A 16,258-nucleotide genomic window follows, 5' to 3' on the forward strand; every position below is an offset into this window, starting at 1 on the left:
TGGCCGGGTGGGGGAGCGGGCTGGTGCCGCCTGCTTCAGCCGCCCTATCTCGCGCGGTGGAACAGCCAGGAGACGCTGGAGCCGCCGGTTAGCGCCTCGCCGGTCAGCACAAGCTGTTGCGTTTCACGTGGAATGCCCTTGGCATCGATCCACACGCTTTCCTCAATCGCCAGCGCCGCGCCGCGTGCGCGGAACTGCCAGACCGAGCCGGCGCGGGTGCGCAGCAGCGCGCCCGAGCCATCGGCGGTCGGGGTCGCTTCGACCGCAGGGTGCAAGTGGAAGCGGACGGTGAACGGCACCGCGCCGCCCTTGCCCCCGCGCTTGGCGGCGGGGAGCAGGCTGTCTTCGCCGCGCACGTCGCGCCCGTCGGTGCCGAGCGCGATGGTGCGGCGGTGGATCACGCCGTGGCGGCGGACATAGCCGTCATGGCTTGCCTCGATCCGGCTCGCGGTATCGCTCTCGTTGCGGCTCAGCTCCATCTCGACCACGCCGCGCCCGAGCGTGCCGTCGGGGTGGATCGCGGTGGAGTTGCTGTCGCGCACGACCAGCGTGGAATGGGCGGCGGTGGTGCGGAGCCCTTCGGTCAAGGCGGTGGGCAGGCGCAGATCGGCGCCGCGCGCGCCGCCACAGCTGACCACGATCCGCTCGGCTCCGTCGGAGAATTCGAACGCGAGGGTCGAGGCACAGCCACCCGCCATCACCCGCGCGATCGGGGGCGGGGCGGCGTCCATGATCAGCACTGTCCCCTGCTGGGCGAGGCGCTGATAGCCCCATTCATGCGCCTGGCGCAGCGGGCGGACGCGCGCGCCGGTGGCCGCGACGGTCTGTTCGATCACGTCGCCGGGGATCGGGATGCCACCCTGCCAGCTCGCCAGCCCGCCATCGCCATGGCTGACGCCCAGCAGCGCTGAGACCATGCGGTCGATCGCGCCCGTGACGAAGCCGGGGGCATCGAGCCGGCGCGCGGCATAGGTTTCGCGCAGCAGGGTGAGCAGCTGGATCGCGTCGAGCAGAGCGGCAGGCGAGCGGCCGGTGATGCCGCCGTCGCGGCTGACCGCTCCGGCAATGGCGCGCGATAGTCCGGATTCACCGAAGGAGCGGCGCGGGTCGCCGCCGGGGATCATCAGCCCGGCGGTGAGCACGCCGCACCAGGCGGCGATGCGTGGTGCGCCAGTCGGGGCGCGATCGGCCGCGCGGTCGAGGTGCCGCGCCCCACGGGCGAGCGCGTGGAGCACCTGCGAGCGATAGACGAGGTCGGTGCTCGACAGGATCAGCGGCGCGTGGGCGGTCCAGAATTGCAGGCGACGGCCCCACAGGTCGGCGCGCCACGCCGGATCGGCGACCTTGCCGGCATGCGCCGCCAGCCAGCCGCGCATCAACCCTTCGGCGATCGGCGCGGCCTGTTGCCGGGTGGCGACGGTGGACAGGTCGCGCAGCCAGGCGAAGCTGTGCAGATGCTCGCCAAAGGCCGCCGACCAGTTGGGGCGCACGAAATCAAGCGTGGCGACGTCATGGCTTTCGCCGCGAAACATCAATTTGCCATCGAGCAGCGCATTGCCGCGCGCCGGATTGCCCATAAACGGATCGTCGGTCACCGCGATCAGCTTGAGCGGGTGCCGCCCCTTGAGGCGCAGTGAATGGATCGGGGTGCGCCAGCTCAAGCGGAACAGCTTTTCGGAAATGCGGTCGGCGAGTGACAGGCCACGATCGCCCCCGACCCGGATGAGCCGCTTGCCCCGCTCGATCCCGTCATCGGCCGCCCCGTCGGCGGGCTCATCCCCGCCAATGCTCACCCCGCCCGCAATGCTGCGATATTGTCGGCATAGGCCGATGGGCCGCCCTTAAACGCGGCGGTGCCCGCGACGAGCGCGTCCGCGCCCGCAGCGATTACACGCGCGGCGTTGCTGCGATCGACGCCGCCATCGACCTCAAGGTCGATCGCGCGGCCGCTGGTGTCGATGCGGGCGCGCAGGGCGGAAATCTTGGCGAGCTGGCTCTCGATGAACTTCTGCCCGCCGAAACCCGGGTTGACGCTCATCACCAGGATCAGGTCGACCAGGTCCATGACATGATCGACCACATCGACCGGGGTGGCCGGGTTGAGCACGACCCCCGCGCGCTTGCCGAGCGCCTTGATCGTCTGGAGCGTGCGGTGGAGATGCGGGCCGCTTTCGGGATGGACCGAGAGGCAGTCGGCGCCAGCTTCGGCAAACGCTTCGAGCATCGGATCGACCGGGGCGATCATCAGATGGACGTCGAACGGCTTGGCGCTGTGCGGACGCAGCGCCTTGATCACCGCTGGGCCGATCGTGATGTTGGGCACGAAATGGCCGTCCATCACGTCGATATGGATCCAGTCGGCCCCGGCCGCGTCGATCGCGCGCACTTCCTCGCCCAATTTAGCGAAATCGGCGGACAGGATGGACGGGGCGATGCGGACCGGGTTCATGGCCTTTCCTTTATCACCTCAGATTCAGGCGGCAACGCGCATCACGCGCACCATGAAAAACCCGTCCATCCCGCCCTGTTCCGCGAGCATGCCGGGCAGGGTGCGCAGCCAGCCGCGCGGATGGGCGGTGACGCCCTCGGGCAGTTCGTCGGGCAGGACCGGGTCAATGGCGAAGTCCGGGTGGTCCGCCAGGAACCGCTCGATCTGCTGCTCGCCCTCCGCCGGCTCGAGCGAGCAGGTGGCGTAGACCATCAGCCCGCCGGGGCGGACCCAGCGTGCGGCGCGGGGGAGAAGCTGTGCCTGAAGCTCGGCCATCTCCGCGATCAGGCGCGGGCGGACGCGGTGGAGCACATCGGGGTGGCGGCGGAAGATGCCGGTTGCGCTGCAGGGGGCGTCGAGCAGCACCGCGTCGGCCTCGAACCCCGGTTCCCAGTTGAGCAGGTCGGCGGTCACGACCTTCGCGGACAGGCCGGTGCGTTCGAGATTCTCGTGAAGTCGCGCCAGACGACTTTCCGAAGAATCCACCGCGGTGACGTCCCATCCTGCGGCGGCGAGTTGCAGCGTCTTGCCGCCCGGTGCGGCGCACAGGTCGAGCGCGCGGCCCGTGCCGCCGCCGATCAGGCGGGCGGGGAGCGAGGCGGCGATATCCTGGACCCACCAGTCGCCCTCGGCAAAGCCGTCATGCTCGACAATGCTGGTGCCCGCAGCGACGCGGACATGGCCGGGGAGCAGGCTTTCACCCTCGGCGGAGGCTTCGCCGCGCAATGTCAGGTCGAGCGGGGGCGGGGCGGCGATGGCGGCACAGGCGGCGTCGGCGACGCGCTCGCCCCAATTGCCGGCGATGCGGGCATAGACGTCGCCGGGCAGCGTGGGCGGATCGGTGAGGGCGGCGTTCTGACGCATCAGCGTGCCGAACACGCCATGGACCAACTTGCGTGGGCCGCCATCGACCAGCGGCAGCGCGGTCGAGATCGCGGCGTGCGGCGGGGTCCCGAGCCGTAATGCCTGAACCAGCGCGATGCGCAGCACGAAGCGCGCCTTGGCGTCATCGGGCAGGCGGTTGCGCGTCGCGCTGTCGATCAGGTCGTCCAGATCGACAAGGCGGCGCAATGCTTCGGCCGCGATGGCGTGGGCGAGGCCGCGATCGGAGGGGGCGAGCCCCTGGGTCGAGGCATCGAGCGCCTGTTCGATCGCAAGGCCACGGCGCAGCACGGCATCAAGCAGGCGCAGCGCCGCCCGGCGGGCGGGGGTGCCGGGCGGATCGGCGGGACGGGGCGGCGGGCGATGACCAGTAGGGCGGGGCATCACCGCCCCCTACGCCGAATCGCGCGCGGGTTCACCCCCAAAGCAGCATGCCAAGGGGAATGCAGATCGCTGCGAACAGCGTAATCCAGATTGCGATCCCGACCCATAGCGCAAACCAATCGCTCCGGCGCGGAGCGGCCCGGGAACTACGCGGCACAACGCGCAGCGACGACGGTATGCGTACCTTTCCCAGTGTCGTCAGCGCGATCGCGCGGCGGCCGACGCCATGAAAAAAGCGTGCTGTGCCTCCTGCAAATATCCCTTCGATCACGACATCGACGACAAAGCCGCCCGCCTGGTGCAATACCGCGCCAGCGACCTCACCGACTGCTTCGGCGACCTCGTCGATCATCCGCGCCGGTTCGGGTCGAGCGCGCTTCCGCGACGCGGGGCCGCGCGGACACCCAGTGCAGAGGGGCGCTCGGCTGGCGAAGGGGCAGCGAAGACGTCGCGCGGGGCGTTCTGGCCCATGGTGACCGCGATTTCCTCCAGCGCGGCGATGCGGTTGCCGGTATCGGGGTGGGTCGAAAACAGGCTGTCGCCGCCGCGCGCCAGACCGGGGACGATGTAGAGCTGCGCCGCCGCCGGATTGCGTTCGGCAACCGGGTTGGGGACCGCCGCCGCACCATGCGCCAGCTTCGCCAGCGCCGAGGCGAGCGCGCGGGGATTGCCCGAAATCTCCGCCCCGCCCTTGTCCGCGCCATATTCGCGGGTGCGGCTGATCGCCATCTGCACGATCATCGCGGCAAAGGGGGCAACGATGACGGCGAGGATCGTGGCGAGAAACGCGCCGCGATTGTCGTCGCCGCCGCGGAAGAACAAGCCGAAATTGGCGAGCATCGAGATCGCACCCGCAATCGTCGCGACCATCGTCATGATCAGCGTGTCGCGGTTGCGGACATGCGCCAGCTCGTGCGCCATCACCCCGGCAATCTCGTCGCGGTTGAGGATATTGAGCAAGCCGGTGGTCGCCGCGACCGCCGCATTCTCGGGATTGCGGCCGGTGGCAAAGGCGTTGGGGTGGGGCGATTCGATGATGTACACCTTGGGCATCGGCAGCTGTGCGCGCTGGGCCAGGCCGGCGACAAGGTTGTAGAATTCGGGCGCGGAGCCTGCATCGACCTGACGCGCGCCGTGCATGCTCAGGACAATCTTGTCGGCGTTCCAGTAGGTGAAGAGGTTCATCCCGACCGCGACCAGCAGCGCGATGATCATGCCGCCGCGCCCGCCAATGGTGAAGCCAAGGGCCATGAACAGGGCGGTCAGCGCCGCCAGCAACATCGTCGTCTTGAAGCCGTTCACTTGGATTCGATCCTTTCACTCCCCAATGTGGGAAATGTCACCCGTCGCTTCAATCGAGGAACCATCATGGGCAAGCGCCCCGATCATGTGAAGCCGCCCGCCTATCTGTCGAAGAGCCCGCCCTTGCCCAAGCCGGAGGCGGGGAAGAAGGCGGAGGCCGACCCGCTCGGCAATGATCCCACGCGTTATGGCGACTGGGAGCTGAAGGGCATCGCGATCGATTTCTGAAACGCGGGCGGAACGAAAACGCCGCGCGGCGCGTCCTGCGGCGATGACTGCGCCCTCCCGCACCCTGATCTTCCGCATCGCCATCGGTATCGCCGTGGTGCTCGCGTTGCTGCTCCTGCTCCTGGCGATGCTGCCCTGGGGTGCGTTCAAGGGCCGGGCAGAGCGCGCGCTGTCGTCGCAGATCGGCGCACCGGTGACGATCGGGGCGATTGAGCGGCGATCGGTCTTCTCGTTCAACCCGCTGCTCGACATTCGTGACCTGCGCATCGCCCAGCCGGACTGGGCAGGGACGGGCGAGATGGTGCGGGTCGAGCGCGTGACCGTGCGCCTGCCGGTGCTGCCGATCCTGATCGGACGCTTTGCCCCGGAACCGGTCGAGGCCGCCAATGGCCGCCTGACGCTGATCCGCGCGAAGGACGGACGCAAGAATTGGGAGCGCGAGTCGGAGCGGCGCAGCGGGGGCGGCAGCGGGCTCGAGCGGCTGGCGGTCACCAACCTGATCCTCGACTATCGCGATGCGAAAAAGGAGCGGCGCGTCACGGTGCGCATCGATTCGGACCCGCGCGGCTTTCGCGCATCTGGGACCGGCGCGCTGGCGGATGAACCGGTGAGCATCGAAGTGCGCGGTGCGCCGATCGCCGGGCGGGTGCGCTGGCCGTTCCGCGCGCGGCTGGCTGGACCGCGCACGCGGATCGCGGTGCAGGGCGCGATGGCGGCACCGTTCGACACGCGCGACATGGCGTTCGATATTGCCGCACAGGGTGCCGACCTGCTCGATGTCGATCGGGTGATCGAGGCGGGCCTGTTTGGGACCCAGCCGGTGAAGCTGGTCGGGCGCGTGTCGCGCAAGGGCGATCAGTGGCAGGTCGAGCGGCTGGCCGGGACGATCGGGCAATCGCGCCTGTCGAGTGCCACCGCCAGCATCGACAAGAGCACGCCCGGACGCACGCGGATCGATGGCGATGTCGCGCTGGCGACGTTGCGGTTCGATGATCTGGCGAATGATCGCGGTCTTGCGGTCGCTGCCGCGCGGCGCGCGCGGATCGGTGATCGGCTGATCCCGTCGACTCAGATCGACCTCAAGAGCGTGAGCGACGTCGACGGCGCGCTGCGCGTGCGGGTGGGGCGGATCGTCGGGACGCCCGGCTTTCGCGCGGCGCGCGCGACGCTGGCGCTGGACGATGCGCGGCTGACGGTCGATCCGTTCGTGATGGAGATGACCCCCGGCCGGCTGGCGGGGCGCATCGTCATCGACCAGCGTGACGGCAAGTCGGAGCCGACGCTCAATCTGGACCTGACCCTGCGCGGCAGCCGGATCGCGGCGCTGGCGGGCGATGGCGTGCTCGACGCGCCGTTGCAGGGTCGCGTGCGGCTGAGCGGGCCGGGGGATACGATCCGCAGCGCGGTCGGGCGGTCGACTGGCAGCATCGCGCTTGTAGGCGGGACTGGGCGGATCCCTGCCAATATCGCGTCGTATCTGGGTCTGGATGTCGGACGCGGGGCGCTGGTCGATGGGGACAAGGTGGCGACGCTGCGCTGTATGATCCTGCGGCTTGAGGTGAAGAATGGCACCGGGCGGATGGCGCCGTTCCTGATCGACACCTCGCGCAGCCAGTCGCGCTTCAATGGCAGCGTCGATCTGTCGAACGAGCGGCTGTCGCTCGCCATGACCGGGTCGCCCAAGAAGGAGAGCCTGTTGCGGCTGACCAAGCCGGTACCGATCAGCGGGACGATCAAGGCACCGTCTATGCGCCTGCCCGATGGCGCGAAGCCCAATGTCGGCGGGGTGTTGAAGCTGCTGGGGGACGCGATTGCGGGGGATCGTCCGCCGTTGGCGCAGGATGCCAATTGCAGTGCGTTGGCAGCGACCGCATTACGCTAGAGCGCGTCGCGGATCTTCAGCACTGTGTTCCAGTTGCGTGCGGTGGTGACGGGGTCGCGCGTTGCCTTCCCCAGCGGTGCATGCAGGATCGAGCGCCCCTGCCCGTCCGGGAAATCGATGTAGAGTTCGCGGTCGATCGCCTGTGCGCGCTCGGGGCCGCCATAGTCGGCCATCAGCGCCTCGACGGCGGCGCTATCGACCGGCTTGCGATGGAAGGTGACGACGAGGAAGCTGGGCCGATCGGTCGCGGCATCGGAAAACGGGTTGGCGGCGATCACCGCGTTCATCTCGTCGGGCGTGCGGACGAAGATTTCGGACTTGAGGCCGGTCGCGTCGGCCAGCGCGGCGTGGATCTGCGCTTCGAGTTGCTCGGCGCGCGCATCGGGTGCGGTGAAGACGACGTTGCCCGAGGCGAGCAGGGTCTTGACGTCAGTGAAGCCCAGCCCCTCGATCACCGCCTTGAGTTCCGCCGATTTGAGCTGACGTTTGCCGAGGTTGATCCCGCGCAACAGCGCCGCCCATCTCATGCGGTTTCGCCACGCGGCGGGCGGGTGAGCAGCGCGTCGACCACGGTGCGGACCGGCGTTCCCTCCAGCAGCGCGCAGACCGCTTCGGTCACCGGCATCTCGACCCCGGCGGCGCGCGCGGCTTCGCGCAGCACCGGCGCGGTGGCGGCGCCTTCGGCCACCGTGCGGCGGTCGGCAAGCAGTTCGGCGGCGGTCTTGCCCTGACCCAGCCCGACGCCGAGCGAAAAGTTGCGCGAATTGGTCGAGGAGCAGGTCAGGACGAGGTCGCCCAGGCCCGACAGCCCCGCCAGCGTCTCCGGCCGGCCGCCGCGCGCGACACCGAAGCGGGTCATCTCGGCAAAGCCGCGCGCGATCAGCGCGGCGCGGGCGTTGAGGCCGAGGCCCGCGCCCTCAACCACGCCGCATGCGATGGCGAGGACGTTCTTGACCGCGCCGCCGATCTCCGCACCGGTGACGTCATCGGAGCCGTAAATCCGGAAATTCGGCTGAGCCAGTCGGTCAACCAGCGGCAGGTACATGTCGATATCAGGGCATGCGAGCGTCACTGCGGTCGGCAAACCTTTGGCCACCTCATGCGCAAAAGTGGGTCCAGATAGAACCGCAATCGGCGCTCCCGGATGAAGCTCTGACGCGATCTCCGCGACGAGCTTTTGCGTCCCTGCCTCGATCCCCTTGGCACAGAGCACCATCGTTCGATTGCCGACAGACAGTTGTGACAGGACCGAGCGGAGAAACTGCGCGGGCACGACGATGAGCAGCGTTTCGCAGTCACTCAGTGCGGCCAGGTCGCGTGTCGCGCAGATTGACGGGGCAAGCGGCACGCCAGGCAGGAACAGCGCATTCTCGTGGCGCCCATTGACTGACGCCACGACGTCATCCTCGCGCGCCCACAGCGTGACTGGCTGGCCGTTACGCGCAGCGACTTGAGCGAGCGCCGTGCCCCATGCGCCGCCACCGAGTACCCCGATCTTCATGCCTTCACTCCTGCGCCGCGCACCTTCTCCGCATCCGGGTCGAGCGGCCAGCGCGGGCGCGCGGGCATGTCGAGCGGATCGGTCAGGCCAAGCGCAAACCGCTCGGCTCCGGCCCAGGCGATCATGGCGGCATTGTCGGTGCAGAGCCAGAGCGGCGGCGCGACGAAGCGCAGGCCATGTTCGGCCGCAAGTGTTTCGAGCGCCGCGCGGACCGCAGCGTTCGCCGCAACTCCGCCCGCGACGACCAACGCGGTCGCCCCCATGGCCTTGCCAAGTGCGATGCGGGTGCGGTCGACCAGGCAATCGACCACCGCTTGCTGGAACGAGGCGGCGAGATCTTCGGGTGCGAACTTGCCGACCTTGCGCGCGACGTCGCTTTTAAGCCCGGCGAAGGAGAAATGCGGCTCGCCCGATCCGACCAGCGGGCGCGGCAGCGGGACGGCGCGCGGGTCGCCGCGCTTCGCCGCTTCTTCAACCGCCGGGCCACCGGGAAAGCCGAGGCCGAGCAACTTCGCGGTCTTGTCGAACGCCTCGCCCGCCGCATCGTCGATCGTGGTGGCGAGGCGACGATAGGCGCCGACCCCCTCGACCAGCAGCAGCTGGCAGTGCCCCCCCGAGACGAGCAGGAGGAGGTAGGGAAAGGTCAGATCGGGGTCGGAAAGGCGCGGGGAGAGCGCATGCCCTTCGAGATGGTTCACCGCCACCAGCGGCTTGCCCGCCGCGTGCGCCAGCGCCTTGCCGGTGACGAGGCCCACCATCACCCCGCCGATCAGCCCAGGCCCCGCGGTCGCGGCGACGGCGTCGACATCGGCGAGGGTGACCCCCGCCTCCTCGAACGCGGCGGCGATTAGCGGCTCCAGCGCCTCGACGTGGGCACGCGCGGCGATTTCGGGGACGACGCCGCCGAACGGGCGATGCGCCTCGTCCTGTCTCGCCAGGCGATGGGAGAGGATGCGGCGGCCGCCTGTCACCAGCGCGGCGGCGGTTTCGTCACAACTTGATTCGAGGCCGAGGATCAGCATCGCGCCGATCTAGGGAGTCATCCGCTGCTTGTCGAAGCCTGCGCGAGCGTGGCGGCAACCTCCGCCTCCGATTCCGCGTGCAGCGCCCAGAAATTGCGGACGGGTTCGCCCGCGAGCAGACCCTGCAACACCGCCAGATGCGAATGCCATCCGCCGCCGAAATTGGCCATCGGGGCAGGGCCGGTGATGCCTTTATGGGTTAGGACAAGGCGAGTCTTGTCCTCTCCTTCCGCGAACAGTTCGATTCGCGCGGTGCCTTCCTTGCCTTCGTCCCAGTTGATCGCGAAGACATGCGGCGGATCATATTCGACCACGCGCTCGCGCCCCATCGCGCCTTTCCATTTGGCGTAGCGCTCGGGGTAGGGGACGGTATCGGCGGACAGGTTGTCATGGTCGAATACCAGCTCCACCGGCGCGTCGGCGCGGGCATCTGTGCCGCCGGCGAACCATTTCCGACGCAGATCGGCCTCGACCAGATAGCGCCACACCGTCGCGGGCGGCGCGTCGAGGATGCGTTCGATGCGCAGCGTGTCGGGGGCGAGGATTTCCAGTGCGGGCATGATGGGCCTCCGTCAGGCGAGGTTGAGTTGCCACGACACGCCGAAACGGTCGTTGATCCAGGCGAAGTTGCGGCTCCACCCATAGTTGCCGGGCGGCATCAGCACGCCGCCGTCCTCCGACAGGGTGGCGAACAGCCGGTCGAAGGTCGCCGCGTCGTCGCAGTCGAGGAAGAAGGACCAGGAGGGCGTAAAGTCGAACCCGTGGGTGATGAAGCTGTCATGGACCATGACCGGCTGTCCGGCGATGACCGCATGGGCGCGGATAATCGTGCCCTCGGGGCCGGGACCGTCCGGACCGAAGCGCTCGACTGCATCGATGCGGCTGTCGGGCACATGCTCGAGATAAAAATCGAGCGCAGGTTGCGCCTTGCCGTGCTGGAACATCAGGAATGGGGTGGCCTTGGTCATTCGCTATCTCCCTTTGAGTCGCGCAGCAGCGCCTCCAGCCCGTCGAGGCGCGTGTTCCAGAAGGCGGCCCATTGCTGGAGCCACTGGTTCGCTTCGGCGAGCGGGGCAGGGCTGAGGGTGCAGCGGTGGGTGCGCCCATCGCGGCGGCGGGTGACGAGGCCGGCGCGTTCGAGCACCTGAACGTGCTTCGATGCTCCGGCGAGCGTCATCGCATAGGGCTGGGCCAGCTCGCCGATGCTCTTCTCGCCTTGAGCGAGGTTGGCGAGCATCCCGCGCCGTGTGGGGTCGGCGAGCGCGTGGAAGGTCATGTCGAGTCGTTCAACCATCTGGTTGAATTATCCGGCGCTCCAGTGATTGTCAACTGATCGGTTTAGCTTTGCGCGAGCGCGCGATCCGACACGAATGGATTGGTCTGGCGCTCCTGCCCGAAGCTGCTCGGCTGGCCATGGCCGGGGACGAAGACGGTATCGTCGCCGAGCGGCCACAGCTTGGTCGTGATCGCGTCGAGCAAATCCTGATGATTGCCCATCGGGAAATCGGTGCGGCCGATCGATCCCTGAAAGATCACGTCGCCGACGATGGCGAGCTTCGACGGGGCGTGGTGGAACACGACATGGCCGGGGGTGTGGCCGGGGCAGTGATAGACGTCGAGCGTCAGCTCCCCGACCGTCACCGTGTCGCCATCAACCAGCCAGCGATCGGGCTCGAACGGCTTGCCGTCGATGCCGTAATTGCGGCCATCATCGTCGAGTCGGCTGATCCAGAAGCGGTCGGCCTCATGCGGCCCCTCGATCGGCACGCCGAGTTCGGCGGCGAGCTTCCCTGCCTGACCGCAATGGTCGATATGGCCATGGGTAATCAGCAATTTTTCGATGGTGACGCCATGCTGCTGCGCCGCCGCTTTCAGACGGTCGAGGTCGCCGCCGGGGTCGGTGAACGCGCCACGCATGGTGCGGGTGCACCACAACAGGGTCGAATTCTGCTGAAGCGGGGTGACAGGCACGATGGCGGCGCGCAGCGGGGGCGTGGACATGGCCCGGAGATAGGCCGCGCGGGCCCCAGCGGCAACAGAGGCTTGCGGGCGGGCGTTTAGCGCTTCATGGCCGGTGCAATGCTTGTCCAGACACCGTTTGTGCTGCTCGACGATGCCCGGCCGGGGGGTAGCGATGCGCGGCTCTACACCGCGCCGGTGCGGGTGGTGGCTGCGCACCGGTCGGACGAGGTGGCACCTGCGCTGGCCGCGCTCGACGCGGCGCGGGCTGAGGGGCTGCATGCGGCGGGCTATATCGGCTATGAGGCCGGGCACGCGCTGGAGCCGCGACTGACCGGGCTCAGTCGGGCCGATGCAGATTCGCCGCTTTTGTGGTTCGGCCTGTTCGAGACGGTCGAGCAGCTTGCCCCTGACGCAATTGCGGCACGGCTGCCCGATCCGGCGGGGGCGTGGGTTGGTCGGCCGGCGCCGCAGATCGGCCGCAGCGACTATGACGCCGCCTTTGCGCGCGTGCGGGAGTGGATCGAGGCGGGGGACATCTATCAGGCGAATTTGACCTTTCGCGCGGCGGTGCGCGTCGCGGGCGATCCGCTGGCGGTTTATGCCGCGATTCGCTCGCGCGCGGCGGCGGGCTATGGCGGGATCGTGTGGACCGGCAGTGACTGGCTGCTGTCCTTTTCGCCCGAGCTGTTCTTTGCGCTGCGCCACGGCGAACTGATCGCGCGGCCGATGAAGGGGACGACCCCGCGCGGCGCGACCCCGGAAGCGGACGAAGCCGCGCGTATCGAACTGGCGCGGGATGAGAAGCAGCGCGCCGAAAATCTGATGATCGTCGACTTGATGCGCAACGATTTGACCCGCATCGCCGCGCCGGGCAGCGTGTCGGTGCCCGAGCTGTTCAAGGTCGAAACCTATCCGACGCTGCACACCATGGTCTCGACCATCGCCGCGAAGCTTGCGCCGGACATCGGGCCGGGTGAGGCACTGGCCGCGATCTTCCCGTGCGGATCGGTGACCGGCGCGCCGAAGATCCGGGCGATGGAGGTGATCGCTGCGGTCGAGCCCGATGCGCGCGGCGCCTATACCGGATCGATCGGGCGGATCGACCCCGATGGCGATGCCGCGTTCAACGTCGCGATCCGCACCCTGCACCTGAAGGAGGGTGCGGAAACGGCGAGCATCGGCCTGGGCTCGGGCGTGGTTGCGGATTCGCGGGCGGGTGAGGAATGGGATGAGTGCCTGGCCAAGGGCGCGTTCTTGACGCGGGGGCAGCGGCGGTTCGACCTGATCGAGACGATGGCATTCGATCCCGTGGGCGGGATCGCGCTGCTCGAACGCCATCTGGCGCGGATGCGGGCGAGTGCCGAGGCGTTCGGCATCCCGTTCGACCGCCACGGCGTGCGCAACGAGCTGCAGGCCGCGACCTTCCGCCTGCGTCATCCGGCCAAGGTGCGGCTGCTGCTATCGCCGGAGGGGCGGATCGCGATCGGGACCGCGCCGATGCCCGAGATGCCGTCCGGCCCGGTCACGGTCGCGCTGACCCGCCGCAAAGTTGCGCCGCGCGACTTTCGCCTTGGTCACAAGACGACCGATCGCCGGCCCTGGCCGCGCGTCGCCGGGGCGTGGGAGACGGTCTATATCGATGCTGACGGCTATCTGACCGAGGGCAGCTTCACCTCGATCTTCGTGCCGCGCGACGGCATGTTGCTGACGCCGCCGCTGGCGCGCGGTATCTTGCCCGGCGTGTTGCGCGGCGAGCTGATCGCTAGCGGGCGCGCAATCGAGGCGGAGTTGCGGCCCGAGGATTTGCGGCAAGGATTCCAGCTCGGCAATGCCGTGCGCGGGCTGGTTTCCGCTGTTACGGTTGCGGAAGAGGAACCAGCCGACCTATAGGGCGCGCGATTTCCTTCCCAGAGAGGCGTTCCCCCATGCAGACCTCCGCCGCGCTCAACCGCATCCAGCCCTCCGCGACGCTCGCGATGACGAGCCGCGTGTTCGAGCTGAAGCGCGCCGGGGTGGACGTGATCGGCCTGGGCGCGGGCGAGCCCGATTTCGACACGCCCGATTTCGTGAAAGAGGCGGCGATCGAGGCGATCCGGCGCGGTGCGACCAAATATACCAATGTCGACGGCACGCCCGAGCTGAAGGCCGCAATCGTCAAGAAGTACGCGCGCGACAACGGTCTGACCTACGCCGAGAACCAGATCAGCGTGAATTCGGGCGGCAAGCACACGCTGTTCAACGCCTTCTGCGCGACGATCGACGCGGGGGACGAGGTGGTGATCCCGGCGCCCTATTGGGTCAGCTATCCCGATGTCGTCGAGTTCGCGGGCGGCAAGCCGGTGTTCGTCGCGGCGGGGGCGGACCAGGCGTACAAGATCAAGCCCGAACAGCTCGAGGCGGCGATCACCGCCAAGACCAAGTGGGTGGTACTCAACTCGCCGTCCAACCCGACCGGCGCGGCGTATAGCGCGGCCGAGCTCAAGGCGCTGGGCGAGGTGCTGGAGAGGCACCCGCATGTCCTGATCTACGCCGACGATATGTACGAGCATATCCTGTACGACGGCTTCGAATTTGCGACGATCGCGCAGGTATGTCCGTCGCTCTACGATCGCACCCTGACCGCCAACGGCGTGTCGAAGGCCTATGCGATGACCGGCTGGCGCATCGGTTACGCGGGCGGCCCGCAATGGCTGATCAAGGCGATGGGCAAGCTGCAGTCGCAATCGACCAGCAATCCGTGCAGCGTGTCGCAGGCGGCGTCGGTGGCGGCGCTTAACGGCGACCAGTCGTTCCTGACCGAGCGCAACGCCGCGTTTCAGAAGCGTCGCGACCTGGTCGTTTCGATGCTCAACCAGATCAACGGCATGACCTGTCCGCGGCCGGAAGGCGCCTTCTACGTCTATCCCGAATTCAGCGCGCTGATCGGCAAGACCACGCCCAAGGGGCTGAAGATCGACAGCGACGAGACGATGGTCGGCTATCTCCTCGACGACGCGCGCGTTGCGGCAGTGCATGGCGCGGCGTTCGGCCTCTCTCCGGCGCTGCGCATCAGCTATGCGACGAGCGAGGCGCTGCTCACCGAGGCGTGCGGGCGCATTCAGGAAGCGTGCGCCGCGCTGCGCTGAGTCGGTTCAGCTTCGCTGAAGCGGCCCCGGCCCGCTCCCCCACCCGGCCACCCACAAGGTATCTTCAATGGGTGGCCGGGTGGGGGAGCGGGCCGGTGCGGGATCATCCAAGCCGCAATCTTTTTTCACCGAATGCTGAAACCTTTTGCGCGGATTTCCCGAATATGAACGGGAGCACCAGCGCAGGTTCAGCGCACCAAAGTTAGTCTTTGCTTGGAATCGGAGGTGGCGCCCCCATCTCCGCGACAAGCACAAAGGATCGTACCCATGACCGCGGCCCTCAAATCGCCGTTTCTCCGCCGTTTCCTGACCGGCTTTTCGCTCGGGGTGGTCGGCATGATCGCGCTGCACGCCGATCAGGTGCTCGCGGCGCCGTTGTTCTGATGCAGCGCGCGCTCGCCCTTGGCCTTGCGGGTTTGGGTGCGATCGGGTTTGCGCACATGGCCGGCCTGGTTCCCCCGGTGCTGGCCGGTGGCGGTGAAAAGGCCGTCGCAATTCCCCCTTCCACCACCGATGTCGCGCCCGCGCCGGGCGATCAGGTCGCCGTGCTCGCCGGGGGTTGCTTCTGGGGCATGGAGGCGGTGTTCGAGGGCGTGAAGGGCGTGAAGTCGGTGGTCAGCGGCTATGCCGGCGGCACCCGCGCGACCGCGACCTATGCCCAAGTGTCGACCGAGCGCACCCGCCATGCCGAGGCGATCCGCATCGTCTATGACCCGCGCGTGGTCAGCTATGCGACGCTGCTGCGCGTTTATTTCTCGGTCGCGCACGATCCCACCCAGCTCAACCGACAGGGCCCGGATGTCGGGCCCAGCTATCGCTCCGCGATCTTCCCGCAAAATGCCGGACAGGCGCGGGTGGCGCGGGCCTATATCGATCAGCTCGGGCGTAGTGGCGCCTATGACGCGCGCATTGTCACCCGGATCGAGAACGGCGCCTTTTTCGAGGCGGAGGCGGAGCATCAGGACTTTGCCCGCCGCAATCCTAACCACGGCTATATCGTCCGCTGGGACAAGCCCAAGGTCGCGGCGTTCCGCGCGGCCTTCCCGACCCTCGCGCGCTAAAGGCCGAGTTCGGCCAGCTTCCCCGCCAGTTCCGCCGGAAGTGACGCCATGTCGCCGGTCCCGAAATCGGCGGGCGCATCTTGAGCCTCCAGGTAGCGCCAGCCCTGATGCGCGCGCTTGGCTTGGGGCACCACCTGGACCAGTTCGGGATCGAGCAGGATCGCGCAGCGGCCGCCCTCCGCCTCGCCAAAGCCGAGGATCGGCGAGCGGGCGATGAGCTGGTGCTTGTGGATCCAGAACAGCGATCCTTGGCCCGCAATCTCTTCATGGCGCTTGGGCAGGTAGCGGGTGGTGAGCGCAACCGGACCGACCCGACCATGCGCGGCGAGCCGCTGGCGCAGATGATCGAACCCAGTGGTGCCGAACGCGACTTTGGTCAGGTGCAATGCCATTGCCGCGATCTGGGGGCGGTGCTGCTGTC

At 68.2% G+C, this 16,258-nt stretch carries 18 protein-coding genes; 5 read left to right on the forward strand and 13 right to left on the reverse strand.

Annotation, left to right across the window (positions count from 1 at the left end):
• Positions 1–44: 44 nt before the first annotated feature.
• From KYX69_RS13840 to htpX, 5 genes are read right to left on the reverse strand one after another with little or no spacing between them, the layout of a single operon-like run.
• Complete coding sequence (locus KYX69_RS13840) at positions 45–1,793, reverse strand: heparinase II/III family protein (protein ID WP_300498322.1); 1,749 nt, start codon at positions 1,791–1,793, stop codon at positions 45–47.
• Entirely contained in the window at positions 1,790–2,449 is a 660-nt protein-coding gene (gene rpe / locus KYX69_RS13845) for a ribulose-phosphate 3-epimerase (protein ID WP_300498324.1), read from the reverse strand. Before rpe ends, KYX69_RS13840 begins: the two co-directional genes overlap by 4 nt.
• A gap of 24 nt (positions 2,450–2,473) precedes the next feature.
• Positions 2,474–3,754 carry a transcription antitermination factor NusB gene (locus KYX69_RS13850; RefSeq protein ID WP_300498326.1) on the reverse strand — a complete coding sequence of 427 codons (1,281 nt, stop codon included), beginning with the start codon at positions 3,752–3,754 and terminating at the stop codon, positions 2,474–2,476.
• Positions 3,755–3,785: 31 nt separating this feature from the next.
• Positions 3,786–4,106 (reverse strand): hypothetical protein, encoded by a 321-nt coding sequence (locus tag KYX69_RS13855; RefSeq protein ID WP_300498328.1) that lies wholly within the window; start codon positions 4,104–4,106, stop codon positions 3,786–3,788.
• Complete coding sequence (htpX, locus tag KYX69_RS13860; protein ID WP_300498330.1) at positions 4,103–5,056, reverse strand: zinc metalloprotease HtpX; 954 nt, start codon at positions 5,054–5,056, stop codon at positions 4,103–4,105. Before htpX ends, KYX69_RS13855 begins: the two co-directional genes overlap by 4 nt.
• Before the next feature lie 66 nt (positions 5,057–5,122).
• Between htpX and KYX69_RS13865 the strand changes: the two genes are divergently transcribed.
• Positions 5,123–5,284 (forward strand): DUF1674 domain-containing protein, encoded by a 162-nt coding sequence (locus KYX69_RS13865; protein ID WP_300498332.1) that lies wholly within the window; start codon positions 5,123–5,125, stop codon positions 5,282–5,284.
• A gap of 43 nt (positions 5,285–5,327) precedes the next feature.
• Positions 5,328–7,166, forward strand: a complete 1,839-nt coding sequence (locus tag KYX69_RS13870) for an AsmA family protein (RefSeq protein WP_300498334.1) — start codon at positions 5,328–5,330, stop codon at positions 7,164–7,166.
• Here KYX69_RS13870 and KYX69_RS13875 read toward each other — a convergent pair.
• Genes KYX69_RS13875 through KYX69_RS13905 form a run of 7 tightly spaced genes read right to left on the reverse strand, consistent with a single transcriptional unit; the run spans position 7,163 to position 11,690 of the window.
• Positions 7,163–7,693, reverse strand: a complete 531-nt coding sequence (locus KYX69_RS13875; protein WP_300498336.1) for a DUF1697 domain-containing protein — start codon at positions 7,691–7,693, stop codon at positions 7,163–7,165. The two genes, KYX69_RS13870 and KYX69_RS13875, sit on opposite strands and share 4 nt — an antisense overlap.
• Positions 7,690–8,667, reverse strand: coding sequence for an NAD(P)H-dependent glycerol-3-phosphate dehydrogenase (locus tag KYX69_RS13880; protein WP_300498337.1), 978 nt, complete (start codon positions 8,665–8,667; stop codon positions 7,690–7,692). Before KYX69_RS13880 ends, KYX69_RS13875 begins: the two co-directional genes overlap by 4 nt.
• Entirely contained in the window at positions 8,664–9,689 is a 1,026-nt protein-coding gene (tsaD, locus tag KYX69_RS13885; RefSeq protein WP_300498339.1) for a tRNA (adenosine(37)-N6)-threonylcarbamoyltransferase complex transferase subunit TsaD, read from the reverse strand. Before tsaD ends, KYX69_RS13880 begins: the two co-directional genes overlap by 4 nt.
• Before the next feature lie 17 nt (positions 9,690–9,706).
• Positions 9,707–10,249 carry an SRPBCC family protein gene (locus tag KYX69_RS13890; RefSeq protein WP_300498340.1) on the reverse strand — a complete coding sequence of 181 codons (543 nt, stop codon included), beginning with the start codon at positions 10,247–10,249 and terminating at the stop codon, positions 9,707–9,709.
• 12 nt (positions 10,250–10,261) lie between these two features.
• Entirely contained in the window at positions 10,262–10,657 is a 396-nt protein-coding gene (locus KYX69_RS13895; protein ID WP_300498342.1) for a VOC family protein, read from the reverse strand.
• Positions 10,654–10,983, reverse strand: a complete 330-nt coding sequence (locus KYX69_RS13900; RefSeq protein WP_300498343.1) for a helix-turn-helix transcriptional regulator — start codon at positions 10,981–10,983, stop codon at positions 10,654–10,656. The genes KYX69_RS13895 and KYX69_RS13900 overlap by 4 nt, the downstream gene beginning before the upstream one ends.
• 44 nt (positions 10,984–11,027) lie before the next feature.
• A complete protein-coding gene (locus KYX69_RS13905) occupies positions 11,028–11,690 on the reverse strand; it encodes an MBL fold metallo-hydrolase (protein WP_300498345.1) in 663 nt (220 codons plus the stop codon).
• Positions 11,691–11,768: 78 nt separating this feature from the next.
• Here KYX69_RS13905 and pabB point away from each other — a divergent pair, with 78 nt between their 5' ends.
• The 3 genes from pabB (at position 11,769) to msrA (ending at position 15,837) form a co-directional block, all read left to right on the forward strand.
• Complete coding sequence (gene pabB, locus KYX69_RS13910; protein WP_300498347.1) at positions 11,769–13,541, forward strand: aminodeoxychorismate synthase component I; 1,773 nt, start codon at positions 11,769–11,771, stop codon at positions 13,539–13,541.
• A 35-nt stretch (positions 13,542–13,576) separates the two neighbouring features.
• The gene (locus tag KYX69_RS13915) at positions 13,577–14,776 is read left to right on the forward strand and encodes a pyridoxal phosphate-dependent aminotransferase (protein ID WP_300498349.1); all 1,200 of its coding nucleotides are present in this window, start codon (positions 13,577–13,579) and stop codon (positions 14,774–14,776) included.
• Positions 14,777–15,216: 440 nt separating this feature from the next.
• Positions 15,217–15,837 (forward strand): peptide-methionine (S)-S-oxide reductase MsrA, encoded by a 621-nt coding sequence (msrA, locus tag KYX69_RS13920; protein ID WP_300498420.1) that lies wholly within the window; start codon positions 15,217–15,219, stop codon positions 15,835–15,837.
• Here msrA and KYX69_RS13925 read toward each other — a convergent pair.
• Positions 15,834–16,229: a DUF1489 domain-containing protein gene (locus KYX69_RS13925; protein ID WP_300498350.1), complete on the reverse strand. Its 396-nt coding sequence runs from the start codon at positions 16,227–16,229 to the stop codon at positions 15,834–15,836. The genes msrA and KYX69_RS13925 overlap by 4 nt on opposite strands.
• Positions 16,230–16,258 lie beyond the last annotated feature (29 nt).

The sequence above is a fragment of the Sphingomonas sp. genome (assembly GCF_030145815.1).
In the GTDB taxonomy this organism is placed as follows: domain Bacteria; phylum Pseudomonadota; class Alphaproteobacteria; order Sphingomonadales; family Sphingomonadaceae; genus Sphingomonas.

Bases quoted from the DNA above. Each gene is read 5' to 3' on its own strand.
- rpe (WP_300498324.1), bottom strand. From the start codon at position 2,449: ATGAACCCGGTCCGCATCGCCCCGTCCATCCTGTCCGCCGATTTCGCT.
- KYX69_RS13850 (WP_300498326.1), bottom strand. From the start codon at position 3,754: ATGCCCCGCCCTACTGGTCATCGCCCGCCGCCCCGTCCCGCCGATCCG.
- KYX69_RS13855 (WP_300498328.1), bottom strand. From the start codon at position 4,106: ATGATCGACGAGGTCGCCGAAGCAGTCGGTGAGGTCGCTGGCGCGGTA.
- KYX69_RS13865 (WP_300498332.1), top strand. From the start codon at position 5,123: ATGGGCAAGCGCCCCGATCATGTGAAGCCGCCCGCCTATCTGTCGAAG.
- KYX69_RS13870 (WP_300498334.1), top strand. From the start codon at position 5,328: ATGACTGCGCCCTCCCGCACCCTGATCTTCCGCATCGCCATCGGTATC.
- KYX69_RS13875 (WP_300498336.1), bottom strand. From the start codon at position 7,693: ATGAGATGGGCGGCGCTGTTGCGCGGGATCAACCTCGGCAAACGTCAG.
- KYX69_RS13880 (WP_300498337.1), bottom strand. From the start codon at position 8,667: ATGAAGATCGGGGTACTCGGTGGCGGCGCATGGGGCACGGCGCTCGCT.
- tsaD (WP_300498339.1), bottom strand. From the start codon at position 9,689: ATGCTGATCCTCGGCCTCGAATCAAGTTGTGACGAAACCGCCGCCGCG.
- KYX69_RS13890 (WP_300498340.1), bottom strand. From the start codon at position 10,249: ATGCCCGCACTGGAAATCCTCGCCCCCGACACGCTGCGCATCGAACGC.
- KYX69_RS13895 (WP_300498342.1), bottom strand. From the start codon at position 10,657: ATGACCAAGGCCACCCCATTCCTGATGTTCCAGCACGGCAAGGCGCAA.
- KYX69_RS13900 (WP_300498343.1), bottom strand. From the start codon at position 10,983: ATGGTTGAACGACTCGACATGACCTTCCACGCGCTCGCCGACCCCACA.
- KYX69_RS13905 (WP_300498345.1), bottom strand. From the start codon at position 11,690: ATGTCCACGCCCCCGCTGCGCGCCGCCATCGTGCCTGTCACCCCGCTT.
- pabB (WP_300498347.1), top strand. From the start codon at position 11,769: ATGCTTGTCCAGACACCGTTTGTGCTGCTCGACGATGCCCGGCCGGGG.
- KYX69_RS13915 (WP_300498349.1), top strand. From the start codon at position 13,577: ATGCAGACCTCCGCCGCGCTCAACCGCATCCAGCCCTCCGCGACGCTC.
- msrA (WP_300498420.1), top strand. From the start codon at position 15,217: ATGGCCGGCCTGGTTCCCCCGGTGCTGGCCGGTGGCGGTGAAAAGGCC.
- KYX69_RS13925 (WP_300498350.1), bottom strand. From the start codon at position 16,229: ATGGCATTGCACCTGACCAAAGTCGCGTTCGGCACCACTGGGTTCGAT.